The 11,554-nt window shown below is 71.7% G+C and carries 8 protein-coding genes; 5 read left to right on the top strand and 3 right to left on the bottom strand.

Going from position 1 to position 11,554, the window contains the following annotated elements; genetic code table 11:
- Positions 1-88 precede the first annotated feature (88 nt).
- Entirely contained in the window at positions 89-1,111 is a 1,023-nt protein-coding gene (locus ACGFNN_RS05515) for an SMP-30/gluconolactonase/LRE family protein (RefSeq protein ID WP_393553230.1), read from the top strand.
- Between the two features lie 78 nt (positions 1,112-1,189).
- Complete coding sequence (locus ACGFNN_RS05510) at positions 1,190-1,345, top strand: hypothetical protein (RefSeq protein WP_393553228.1); 156 nt, start codon at positions 1,190-1,192, stop codon at positions 1,343-1,345.
- 117 nt (positions 1,346-1,462) lie between these two features.
- Here the strand turns inward: ACGFNN_RS05510 and ACGFNN_RS05505 are convergent, their stop codons facing one another.
- The 3 genes from ACGFNN_RS05505 to ACGFNN_RS05495 form a co-directional block, all read right to left on the bottom strand.
- A complete protein-coding gene (locus tag ACGFNN_RS05505; protein WP_393553226.1) occupies positions 1,463-4,465 on the bottom strand; it encodes a hypothetical protein in 3,003 nt (1,000 codons plus the stop codon).
- Entirely contained in the window at positions 4,465-6,327 is a 1,863-nt protein-coding gene (locus ACGFNN_RS05500; protein ID WP_393553224.1) for an HSP90 family protein, read from the bottom strand. Before ACGFNN_RS05500 ends, ACGFNN_RS05505 begins: the two co-directional genes overlap by 1 nt.
- 119 nt (positions 6,328-6,446) lie before the next feature.
- Positions 6,447-7,424: a hypothetical protein gene (locus ACGFNN_RS05495; RefSeq protein WP_393553223.1), complete on the bottom strand. Its 978-nt coding sequence runs from the start codon at positions 7,422-7,424 to the stop codon at positions 6,447-6,449.
- Positions 7,425-7,651: 227 nt separating this feature from the next.
- Between ACGFNN_RS05495 and ACGFNN_RS05490 the strand changes: the two genes are divergently transcribed.
- The 3 genes from ACGFNN_RS05490 (at position 7,652) to ACGFNN_RS05480 (ending at position 11,536) form a co-directional block, all read left to right on the top strand.
- Positions 7,652-8,752 (top strand): hypothetical protein, encoded by a 1,101-nt coding sequence (locus ACGFNN_RS05490; protein ID WP_393553221.1) that lies wholly within the window; start codon positions 7,652-7,654, stop codon positions 8,750-8,752.
- A 259-nt stretch (positions 8,753-9,011) separates the two neighbouring features.
- Positions 9,012-10,379, top strand: a complete 1,368-nt coding sequence (locus ACGFNN_RS05485; RefSeq protein ID WP_393553219.1) for an MFS transporter — start codon at positions 9,012-9,014, stop codon at positions 10,377-10,379.
- Entirely contained in the window at positions 10,370-11,536 is a 1,167-nt protein-coding gene (locus tag ACGFNN_RS05480; RefSeq protein ID WP_393553218.1) for an anhydro-N-acetylmuramic acid kinase, read from the top strand. Before ACGFNN_RS05485 ends, ACGFNN_RS05480 begins: the two co-directional genes overlap by 10 nt.
- Positions 11,537-11,554 lie beyond the last annotated feature (18 nt).

The raw sequence follows: 11,554 nt of genomic DNA, 5'->3' as shown, positions 1-11,554 counted from the left end.
GGGCGCCTCGGCGCCCCCGTGCGGACCACGCCGAACGGCCGGCCGACGGGCCTTTCGCAGCTTTCGCGAACAGAGAAGAGATCCCCCCATGCGACGACTCCCGGTCCGATCCCTCGCGGCACTCGCCGCCGTCGGAACCCTCACCCTCACCGGATGCGGTACGGAGACGAATGGCACCGCCGACGGCGCTCCGGCCGCAGGCGGTGCGGACAGGACCATCCGCGCACACCAGGTCATGCAGCTGACGAAGGTGCACGAAGAGACCGGCATGACCCTGCTCGAGGGCCCCACCTTCGACAAGGACGGCGATCTGCTCGTCGTCGACGTCACCGCGCCGGCCGGTGATCCGAAGGTGCTGCGCGTCGACGTGCGCAAGAGGACGTCCCGGACCGCCCATACGGACGACCGGGGCAACTACACCTCCGCGCAGACCAGCCCGTACGACGGCCGGCTGTACCTGACCGACTACTCCCACGGCGAGGTCGTCAGCCTGGCCCCGGACGGGAGCGACCTGAGGACCTTCTTCTCGGGCGAGGTCGACGGAGCGAGGATGAATCCGGACGACATCGCCTTCGACCAGCAGGGCAACCTGTACGTCAGTGACTCCAGGAGCCAGTCCCCGGGTGACGCCAGGGGACGTGTGGTGCGGATCGATCGTGACGGCGCGAAGGCCGGCGTCGTCGCCGACAGCCTGGCCTCGCCGAACGGAATCTCCTTCGACGAGGACTACCGGGGGCTGTGGGTGAGTGAGCTCACCCAGAACCGGATCTCCTATGTCCGCCTCGACGAGGAGGGGACCATGACGTCCCGGCACACGGCGATCCGGGTGGACGCCGGGATCGCCCAGACCGACTCGATCGCCGTGGACGCGGACGGCAACCTCTACCAGGCACTCCACGGACGAGCCGCGATGGCCGTGTACAGCCGGACCGGCGAACACCTGGCGACGGTCGAGGTCCCCGCCCGCGCCGAGGGGCTCGAGTCGGCGACCAATGTGGCCATCACGCCTGGCGGGACCAAGGCGTACATGACCGTCAGCGGACCGGCCGGCGGCTATCTCTACACCTTCGACGCACTCGCTGAGGGCATCAGGCAGTCCAACGGCGGCTGACGACGCCCCTCCATCGGCCCGCGGGTGGCAGTGGTCCGGACCCACCGGAAGCTGGCTGACCCCTATGTCCAGGAGGTGATGAAGCGCTGCACTGCGCAGAGCTTCGAGGTGCTCGGAGATCCCGACGCCGACGTGGCGGCGGGAGTACGGTCCGCCCTCGGCGAGCAGGGCGGCCGCACGTTCAGCCCGCGCATCGCCGGCTTCGTCCGCTTCTCCTCCGAGGCCCGCGACTGACTCACTTCTACGGGCACGGCCGCGGCCCCGGGGCCCGGCGCGGTGCACGGTGCCGTCGTTCGATACCGACAGCGCCGGTGCACGGCCGGACCCCGGGGCCGGCTGACCGGCGCCGATTCAGCGGCTCTCGGCCAGGCGCGACGTGTAGTCCTCCCGCAAGGCGTCGAGGATCTGCGCCGCCTCGGGGAGGCCTGCCTTCCGGCAGCGCTCCGATGCCGTCGTCAGCCGGTCGACGGCCTCCTTGAACCGGAGCAGCGCGTTGCCCTCGATCAGCGCGGCGATCCGGACCGCTTCGGCGCGGGCCGACTCGCCGTGCTCGCCGCCCAGTTCGTGGGAAGCGACGGCGGCCTCCGTCTCGGCCAAGGCCTCCTCGAACCGCTCCGCCTCCGCCAGGACACGTCCCCGGCGGTAGTGCACGGTGCCCCGCTCGAACCACGGCTCGAAGCACTCGGTGCCCTCGGGCACCGACGTCACCAGCGCGTCCGCCTCGACGAGATACCTCAGCGCCGTCTCCAGGCCCTCGGCACCTTGCGCAACCATGACCAGACGCGCGAACTCGCACATCATGTGCGTCAGCAGGGACGGGTTGGGGGCCTGGGTGTGCGCCTCCAAGGCTCGCCCGTACGCCGCGCCGGCCGCGTCCCAGCGGTCCGCCAGAGCCAGCGCCACGGCAGTTTCGGCACTCACCATGGTCCGGACGGGGGCGTCGTCGTCCTCCCAGTCGGACACGGTGTCCGCCAGCCGCAGGAACTCCTCCGCGGACGGCAGGTACTCCTCCAGTTCGCGCAGTCCCCGCGCGAGCATGAGCCTGGCCTGGGCGACGACCCGCTCGTCGAGCGCGGCCGCCGCGTCCTCGGCGACCAGGGACTCGAGGACCGCCACGGCGTCGCCCTGCCGGCCCGTCCTCATCAGGACGTCGACCAGTTGCAACCGCACGTCGGTCGCTTCCCGCACGGATCCCGACCGGTCGAACCGCACGGCCGCCTCCGACAGGTGGCGTACGGCACCCGCGTGATCGCCGGTGTGCGAGACCGCGTGGCCGAGGATCGCGTACGTCGGCGCCATCGGGAAGTCCTCGTCGTCGTACCGCACGGCGTCGGCGATCGCCTGGTGCAGCAGTTCCACGGCCTCCTGTGGCCGGTCCTGCGCCATCAGGGTCTGGGCCAGCTGCACGCGTGGCCGAGGACCGCGCCACGGCCGGCCGGCGGCCTCCAGCTCCTTCAGCGCGGTACGGAGTTCTTCCTCGGCCTGTGCGAACTCGCCCCGGCCGGCGGCCTCGTTCGCGGTGAACTGCCGTGCGTTGGCGACCTGGTGGGGCATGTCCAGCCGCTCCGCCTCGGTGTGCAGGGCCTGGACGCACATCTCGAAGCGCTCGACGCGGTCGGGGGAGGGCTCCACGTCCTCGCGTCCCAGCGCTCGGAAGGCCGTGAAGGTACGCGCCCAGAGCACCCCGAGGTACGCCAGTTTGCGCGCCTGTTCGAGGTCGTCGCAGGAAGCCGCCTCCGCCGTCCCGAGGGGCTCACCCGTGAACGGGGCTGCCGTGCGCAGCACTTCCGCCTCGCGAAGGAGTTCGTCGAGGGCGTCCCGCGTCCCGTCCGGGTCCAGCCGCTCGGCCCCCCCGGCCTGCTCGGCGGCCCCGTCGGCCGGCGGCTCCGGCCAGGCGAGGGCGCGGGCCCTCATCGACAGCGCCTGCCACGGCATGTCGAGCCGCTCGTAGAGTTCGGCGGCCCGGAGCGCCTCCGCGGTGGCCTCGTCGGTACGTTCGGCCGACGCCAGCTCCGCCGCCCGCTGCTCGGCGAGTTCCGCCCGCAGCAGTTCCTGGGGGCCCAGCACGTCGTCGTGCGCCGCGCTTCCATCGGCCAGGCGCTCCGAGATCCGGGTCCACAGCCGGGCGTCACCGGGATGGCCGACGCTCGCCATCCGTCGTGCCTCGCGTACCAGGGTCACGAAGTCGTCGGGCACCGCGACGGCAGGAGCGGTCACCGGCGGGGCCGAGCCCGTCACCGGGCGGGTGACGGACGTCCGCAGACCCAGCGGGAGCGGCGAGTCGAGCAGCGGACGCTGCGAGAGGCGCTCACGGCGGCGGTCACCGACCGCCGCCGTGCCGTTGCGTGCGTCGAACGCCGCGGTCAGCCGGTCCCCCTCGGTGCGTACGTGTGCCAGCAGTTCGTCCGCCGTCCAGCTCCGTCCCGGCGGGCCCGCGACGACCGTGCCGGCGTGCCCGTCCTCGACGATCCGGGCGAGCAGCAGTTCGACGCCGGTCAGGAAGTCCAGATGGGCGAGCGGGGCACCGGTCGCCTCGAACAGCGGACGGTTCTCGGTGAGGATCTCCAGGCCGCGTCCCTCGTTGCGGGACAGTACGCAGAACTCCAGGTGCCTGCCGACCCATGCCTGCATGCCGGTGTTCCCCCGGACCCGGCGGTAGCCGGCCAGGTGGTACGAACGGGCGTCGTCGAGCCTGCCGGAGCGCAGCAGGGCTCCGAGCGCCAGCGCCTGGCTCGTCTGGGGCTCCTCGGAGCAGCCGGTCGCCTCGTCGAGGACCGGCCGGAGCGTGTCGAGCGCACCGGCGTCGTCGCCGCCGTTCATCTGATGTGAGGCCAGGTAGCGGGTCTCGCACGCCTCGCAGTCGCTCAGCCCGGTGCGCGGCCGGGTGGCCCACAGGTCGTAAGCGTCGGCGACTCCCACGCCGGTGTGGGCCGCGACGTGGTAGCGCATCGCCGCCACGGGCTGCACACCGTGCCCGGCCTTCTCGTACCTGCGCAGTGTCTCCTCGATCCAGCCCCGTACCGAGGCGAGGGAGACCTCGGGCACGTCGAGCAGCGCGGTGGCCACCCACTTGAACCGCCAGTAGACCTGGTGGGCCTCCCACTCGCTGAATTCCTCGGGGGATTCGTCCCACAGTTTCAGCAGCCGGGCGAAGACCACCGGCGACTTGCGGGACTCCGCGGTGTACTCGTACGCCTCCATCAGTTCCAGAAGAGCGGTGACGAGGACGTCGGGCTTCTCGAACTGGCCCGCCGCTTCCACGATCTCTTCGGCGGTGACGGTGCGCTGGGGGCCGTAGGGGCGGCCGTGGTTCTCACGCAGTGCTTCGATCACGGCCTCGGGGGTGTCCAGCATCAGATGTCCTTCCGGGGCTCGGAGCCGCCCGCGTGCGTGCCGGGGTTGTGCATGGCGTGGGTGAGCAGGCCGATGAAGGCCCGGTTCAGCAGGGCGCTCTCGCTCGCCTTCAGCGGGCGGCGGCTGAGCAGCAGGGCCTGGCCGTACAGTGCCTCGGCCGTGGTGACGGCCAGACCGCGCTCGGAGATCGTGATGGCCTGGCGTACCAGCGGGTTGAGGTGGTTCAGGACCAGCTGGGCGCGCGGTGTCTCGTGCCGCAGGGAGCCGAGGATGTCGGCCCACAGTCCGTCGCTGTCGGCGGCGAGGCTCGACCGGGTCCGCTCGTGACGGGCCTCCCGGTTGTCGAGCAGCAGTGCCGGGGCTGACACCGGCTGGAAGTCGCGGAGCACGACGTCGCAGTCGTGCGCTCCGATCGTCTCCCGGGCGATGAGCAGGAACGCCGCCGCCCGCAGCTCGGCGGTCGGGTCCACCGTGTCCAGATGTGCGGTGACCGCGGACGGGTCGAGGTCGCTCACCGAGGTTCCGGGGCGGATCTCCGGCAGCCGGTGCACGAGGTCGCGGTCATAGGTGTAGCCGCCGTTGACCACGCCCAGACCGGCGGCCGAGGCGATCGGGGCGACCTGCCGGAACTCCTCGACGCTGCGGGTGACCAGGAGGACGGGGTGTGTACGCGCGAACTCCTCGAGTGTGACGTTGCCGTCGGTGGTCTCGAACGGCAGCCACGGGAGCACCACCCGCAGCAGTTCGTCGTCGTAACGTGCCAACGCCTTCACGGCGAGGTGGTGGGTGTCGATGAACCGGTGCAGCAGCGCGGGGTCGCTGGCGGCGAGGCCGGTGAGCCAGTCCCGGATCCGGTCGCCCAGCGCGTCCCTCACGGCGGACAGGGTGCCGTCCTCGTAGAGCGATTCGCGTGAGGCCGTCGGCCGCAGACTCGTGGTGTCGACGACGCAGCGTACGAAGAAGGCCCATTCCGGCAGCAGTTCGGGCGCCTTGTCGGTGAGCAGCATGCCCTTCAGGTGCACCCGGTGTCCGGCGCGCTGGGCCGGGCTGACGGCCGTCGGCAGGACGTAGGCGACGCCGCGCAGGCCGGCTGCCGGGAGGTCCAGCTCGATGGTGTCCAGCGGTGTGAAGTCGAACCGGTCGCGGCAGTAGGCGGTCAGCGCCTCGCGGTGGGCGAGCGGAGAGCGGTGCGTCCGCTCCCACGGCGGGGTGTCGTTGATCCGCTCCTTCCCGCCGTGCGGGTCCACGACGGTGACCTCGTGGCGCAGCAGGCTGCCGTAGTGCCGTGCGAGGTCCACGACCTGACGGGGGCTCGTCCACTCGGCGCTGTCGGCTCGTGGGACGAGCCGCACGGTGGTGCCGGGTTCCGGCACCGTCGAGGCCGGCAGCGTACGGATGGTGTAGCGGCCGTCGGAATGGCCTCGCCACTCGACCGCGGGTGCCTCGGGGTCGGCCGCGGACCGGCTGAGCACCGTGATCTCGTCGGCCACGACGAAGCACGCCAGCAGACCGATTCCGAACTGGCCGATGAACTCCCCGCGGGCGGAGTCGAGTCCGGCGCCGTCCAGTGCGCCGTCGGCGGTCCGCTTGGAGCTGCGGCCGATGGTGGCGAGAAAACGGTGGACGTCGGCTTCGGTGAGTCCGATGCCGTTGTCCGTGACGGTGAGCGTCTCACCGGTGCGCACGGTGATGGCGCCGGGCAGGTCAGGAGTGACGCCCTGACGGGCGGTGATGGCGTCCACAGCGTTCTGCAGCAGCTCACGCAGATAGACGCGGGGACTCGAGTAGAGGTGGTGGGAGAGCAGGTCGACCAGGCCTCGCAGGTCGACCTGGAAGGTGTGGGCGGTCTCGGATGGGGACACCGGGCAGAATCCTTCGGCGGCGCGCCCGCGCCGGTCGACGGCACGGGCGGGAAGACAGAGAAAGGAGGCGGGGCGGACACGATGCCCGTCCCTGCGTAGGCGTACGCCGGAGCAAGAAGTCAGCGTCCGGCGGCCGAGCGGTGCTTGCGGTAGGCCGCGACGGGGTCGGAGCCGTTGATGTAGCTCCAGGGGGACTCCGTGACCCGCCCTTCGGTGGCCTGGAAGCACTCCCGCGCGGAGGCCCGGTCCCCGGCGAGCGAGAACGCCATCGCGAAGCTGTTCAGCAGTTCCAGCCCGGGTCCCGCCCGCTCGAAGTCCGGATGCCGGTACGAGTGCTCCGCCGCCTGCCCGAGCGAGTCCGCCACTTCGCGTGTGCGCATGTACTCGGCGCCGGGCCCGGGGTCCAGCGAGAGCCACTCCTCGATGTGCGCGTCCGGCACCAGCCGGGCGAGCGGTGTACCGCCGGGAGCCCTGGACACGGACTCGCGCGCGAACGCGTGCATCTCCTCGTGGGATCCGCCCCACTTCTTGCATACCTGCTGCAACTGCTGGACGTGCGCCCCCAGGTGGTGCGGATCCCGGCGCACGGCCGCCTCGAACCGGCGGCGCGCGGTGACCTGCCCGATCTCCAGCCCTCGGCCGGTGATCTGGAGGACGTACCAGGGAGAGGTCCAGCCCGGCTCCAGCTCGGCAGCCTCGTACAGCCATCCCTCGGCCTGCCGCAGCCGGGAGTGGAAGACTTCGAACTGCTTGCGCGAGACGTTCTCGGCGCGCGCGGAGGTCCGGGCATCCCAGCCCCAGCTGACATGGCGGATCCCCGCGACGGTCAACGCGTGCGCCGACTCGGGCTCCTTCTGCAGCACCTCGACGATCCACCGTTCGACGCCGGCTGTGTTGCCGACCGCCCACAGGAGTTGTGTCCGGTCCTGGTGTTCCGGACGTGCCTCCAGCAGGCCCCGCACCGTCGTCCAGTCCGCCGCGACGGCCGCCTCGCGCATCCGCGCCACGTCCGGATCGCCGGAGTCCCTCTCCAGCCGCGCCCCCGGCCTGCCGGTCCATCTCCCCAACGTGATCCCCCGATCACGGAGCAACGCCATCGTCCCCACCCCCTGGTCTCTCACAGGGGGCAATTGATCACCCCCTCATGGGGGTAGTGACTATCACGCGCAACCGACATTCGTACATCTTGTCGAGGGCTGCCCCGCACCCGGTCACACCGGTGCCCGCGTCCGACCGTACGGCGCCCTCACTCCCCCTCGGACCTCGCCCCACCGTTGGCCATGACTATTGCGCAAGGTGATCGGCTCGGGAATGATCTCCGGACGTGACCATCCTGCTCGCCGTCGTACTCGGCGTGTTTCTCGTACTGATCTACCGGCTCCTCATCGCCCCTCGCCGCGCCGGAGAGCACTTCGTCGCCTCCGACTACGGCCTCCCGCCACGCGAAGTGCTCGACTCCAGGCGCGCCGGACCACCCCCGCCGGCACGCCGCGCGGAGGAGCGACAGGCCGTCGCCGACGCGGCGTGGGGAGGGGACTGGCAGTCCGCCGCACGGTATGTCCGGACTGCGGGCTCGGACTGGGACGAGCGCTGGGGCCGGCTGGAACTCCTGCAGCACGTCGCCCGTGAGGACGACGCCTGGCTCGGCGCCTGGCTCGACGCCGAGCCCCGGGACTGCGACGCGGCCACCCTCAAAGCCTCCATCATGGTCCACCGCGCCTGGGAGATCCGGGGCAGCGGATACGCCCACGAAGTCATGACCTCGGACATGGAACGGTTCCGCGCCATGCTCCCGGCCGCGATCGAAGTGGCCCGGCAGGCCGCGCTGTACGACCCGAAGAACCCCGGCCCCTGGGTCGTGATGGTCACGGCCGCACGCGGAGCCCAGTACCGGCGCTCGCAGTTCAAGCCCTTGTGGGAAGGGCTGAGTGCCCGCGCTCCCCACCACTACGAGGGACATTGGCAGGCCCTGCAGTACTGGTGCGCGAAGTGGTTCGGCAGCAACCGGCGGATGATGCGATTCGCCCGCCAAGCGGTCCGCAAAGCCCCGCCCGGCAGTCCGCTGGCAGGGATCGGCCTTCACGCGCTGGAGGAACTCACCGAACGGTCCCTCTCCAGCGGGGCGGCCGTCACACCGATGACGAGGAGCCTGCTGAAGCGGATCGCTTCCTCCTTCGACCGTGTCGCACCCGACGACGAGCGCCTTCCGGCGCTGCGCCACCTGCTCGCCCATCACATGCTGCGGTCGATGATGTACGCGGCGGCACTGGAACAGTTCCGCCTGATCGGACCGTGGTGCGGCGCCGAGCCCTGGCGCCGGGACGGCCGACCGGTCTCGGCCTTCGACGCGGCCCGCGGCAGGGCCGCGAAGCTGTCCCGGACCCGTCCCACCCCACAGCCGCCGGTTCACAACATGGGCGGCTGAGAACTGACCGGTGTGCCGCTCCACCTGCCCCTCCGGGAGGACAGAACCTCGAGGGACAGAAGGCACAGGACAGACCGGAGTCTCTGAGGGAAGCCGGGCAGCCGGTGCGTCACCAGGTCCCGCCGACAGCGCCGACCTGCGGACACCACGGAACGTCACCCTTGCCATCGCGACGGTTCATGGTTCAGGCTGGGCGGGAGGTCTAGACAACCCCCCACCTGCCGTCCCCCCACCCGGCACGATCTCGTCCGGAGGCCCCATGAACACGCCCTCCCCCACGTCGTCCTCCCCCGCCTCCTCAGGTCCGCCCCGCCAGGCGCTGGTGGCCGGCGCGGTCGGCAACTTCATCGAGTGGTACGAATTCGGCGTCTACGGCTACTTCGCCACGATCATCGCCGCCAACTTCTTCACCCCCGGCGGGGGAAGCGAGGCCGAGGGGCTCATCGCCGCCTACGCCTCCTTCGCCCTGGCGTTCTTCTTCCGCCCCGTGGGTGCCGCGCTGTTCGGCAGGCTCGGTGACCGTATCGGCCGAAGGCCCACCCTGATCACCGTGCTGCTGATGATGACGGCGGCAACGACGCTGATCGGGGTGCTGCCGACGTACGCGACCGTCGGCGCCCTCGCACCGTGGCTGCTGACGCTCCTCCGGATCCTCCAAGGGCTCTCGGCGGGCGGTGAGTTCGGTGGGGCGGTCGCGGTGATGACCGAGTTCGCCCCGCCCGGCCGCCGTGGCCTGTACGGCGCCTGGCAGTCCTTCACCGTTGCCCTGGGACTGCTCGCCGGTGCCGGGGTGGCCGCGCTGCTCGCGACACTGCTCACAGAGGCCGCCCTGCACGACTGGGGTTGGCGCCTGCCGTTCCTGCTCACCCTGCCGATGGGCGCGGTCGCGCTGTGGCTGCGACTGAAGCTGGACGAGACGCCGAGCTTCGTCAAGGCGTCCACCGCCACCTCGGCCCGGCCCGCGGAGGTGACGCCTCGGGCCGCGGCCGGCGAGACGGCGAAGGCGATCCTGCTGGGTGCCGGACGGCTGATGGGCTGGTCCGCGGCCGGTTACACCTTCCTCGTCGTCATGCCGTCCTACCTGCAGTCCGTGCTGAACGCGAGTTTCCAGCAGGCGCTGGTGGCCACGGTGCTCGCCAACGCCGGCTTCGCCGCGTCGATCCTGCCCGCCGGCCGGCTCAGTGACCGGGTGGGACGGCGTGCGGTGATGCTGACCGGCGCGGTGGTGATCGCCGTGCTTTCGCTGCCGCTCCTCAACCTGCTGCAGGACCCCGGCTCTTCGTCCGTCCTGCGCGGCGTGGCCGTCTTCCTCGCCGGCGCCGCGGTGGGCATGCTCGCGGGCCCCGGACCGGCGATGCTGTCGGAGATGTTCCCGACCTCGGTGCGTTACACGGGGCTCGGGCTCGCGTACGCGCTGTCCAACGCCGTGTTCTCGGGTTGCGCGGGCCTCATCATCACCGAGCTGGTGGAAAGGACCGGGGACGCCGACGTCCCCGGGTACTACGCCGCCGTCACCTGTGCCGTGAGCGTCCTCGCCCTGTGGACGCTGCGCGGCGACGACCACCTCCGCCCGCTGCGCGGTTCGGCGGCCCCGACGAAGACCGAGGAGTCCCCCAAGTGCGTGTGATCGGCCTGATGTCCGGCACGTCCTACGACGGCATCGACGCCGCGGCGGCGGACATCCACCGAGACGGCGAGGGCCTCGTCGTCCGCCCCCTGGGGATGGTCACCGACACCTACGACGAGGATCTGCGCACCGCTCTGACCGCCGCCATGCCCCCGGCACCCACCACCCTGCGCGACGTGTGCGCCCTCGACACCGGAATCGGCCGGGCCTTCGCCCGCACCGCCGCCCGCGCCGACGCCGAGCTGTGCGACGGACGGGCCGAACTCGCCGTCTCCCACGGCCAGACCGTCTATCACTGGGTCGAGGACGGCCGGGTACACGGCACCCTTCAGATCGGGCAGCCCGCCTGGATCGCGGAGCGAACCGGACTGCCCGTCCTCGCCGACCTGCGGACCCGGGACGTGGCTGCCGGCGGGCAGGGCGCACCGCTGGTCAGCCTGGTGGACGCCCTCTGGCTCGCGGGCCGCGGAGGGACGCCCGTCGCCCTCAACATCGGAGGCATCGCGAACGTCACGGCCGTAAGGGACGGTGCTCACCTCGCCTTCGACACCGGCCCGGGCAACGCCCTGCTGGACGCCGCCGTCAGCCACGGCACCCGAGGGCGACTCGCCTACGACGCGGGCGGCGAGCTCGCCGCCCGCGGCCGGGTGCGACCGGAGTTGCTGCGGGCGCTGCTCGACGAGCCGTACTACCGCCTCCCGGCGCCCAAGACCACCGGGAAGGAACTCTTCCACCTGCCCTATCTCCACGACCGGCTGCCCGGTGCGGCTGAGGTTCCGCTGGAGGACCTGGCCGCGACGCTGACCGAGCTGACGGCCGTCACCGTGGCCGACGCTGTTCGAAGCCTGGGCGCGAGCGAGGTCATCGCCTCCGGCGGCGGGATCCGCAACCCGCAGCTGATGCGCGCCCTGCGAGCGGAACTCTCCGTGCCGGTCAGTACCTCGGACGAGCTCGGCCTGCCGTCCGCCGCGAAGGAGGCACTTGCCTTCGCCGTGCTGGGCTGGCTCAGCGTCCACGGCCTGGCCGGCACCCTGCCGTCGTGCACCGGCGCGGACCGTCCCGCGATCCTGGGCTCGCTCACCCCCGGCCGGCACGGTTTCCCCGCGCTCGCGCAGGGCGGCGGGGCTCCGGTCCGTCTCCGTGTCGAGGCGGGCTGAGGGCCACGGGCACATCCG

The organism is Streptomyces sp. NPDC048590, from assembly GCF_043199535.1.
Lineage (GTDB): Bacteria > Actinomycetota > Actinomycetes > Streptomycetales > Streptomycetaceae > Streptomyces.
Note: the sequence above shows the minus strand (reverse complement) of the source record. Positions and strands in the feature narration are given on the sequence as shown.